Source organism: Streptomyces sp. BE303 (assembly GCF_036290945.1).
GTDB lineage: Bacteria > Actinomycetota > Actinomycetes > Streptomycetales > Streptomycetaceae > Kitasatospora.
Window position 1 is genome coordinate 1 of the sequence record NZ_JAQYWZ010000059.1, and the last position, 609, is coordinate 609.

At 72.9% G+C, this 609-nt stretch carries 1 pseudogene; it reads right to left on the minus strand.

Features of this window, described 5'->3' with window-relative positions:
* Positions 1–172: 172 nt before the first annotated feature.
* Positions 173–609 (minus strand): annotated as a pseudogene (locus tag PUR56_RS00210) (beta-ketoacyl synthase N-terminal-like domain-containing protein); the annotation flags it as partial.

Here is a 609-nt window from a genome sequence, read left to right on the forward strand (position 1 = left end):
CAGCAGCGCGTGCAACGCCACCTCGACGCCGAACAACGCCGGCTGCGCTTACCCGCTGCGGTGGATCAGCTCCGCGTCCGCCAGCACCTCCGCCAACGGCCGGTCCAGATAGGCATCCACGTGCAACGCCACCTGGTCGAAGGCATCCGCGAAAACCGGGAACGCCTCGTACAACCCCCGGCCCATCCAGGCCGAACGAGTACGAGACGCGGCCGGACAGCACGCTCGCCGCGTTCCCGGTGCCGAGGTGGCCCGCCGAGTCCGCGACGTCCTCGGCCCCGTCGTCCAGCAGCGCGACGGAGTCCTGACCGTTGGTTCCGGCGAACACGCCGACCTGCTCGCCGCGGAGCGACAGCGGGTCGACCCCGGCCCGGTCGAACGCCTCCCCCGACGTCTCCAGCCGCAACCGCTGCTGCGGGTCCATCGCCAGCGCCTCGCGCGGCGAGATCCCGTACAGCCCCGCGTCGAGCTCACCGGCGGCGGACACGAAGCCGCCGTCCCGGGTGTACGTGGTGCCGGGGTGCTCCGGGTCCGGGTGGTAGAGGGCTTCCAGGTCCCAGCCGCGGTCCGTGGGGAACCCGCCCATGGCGTCGGTCCCGGAGGCCAGCA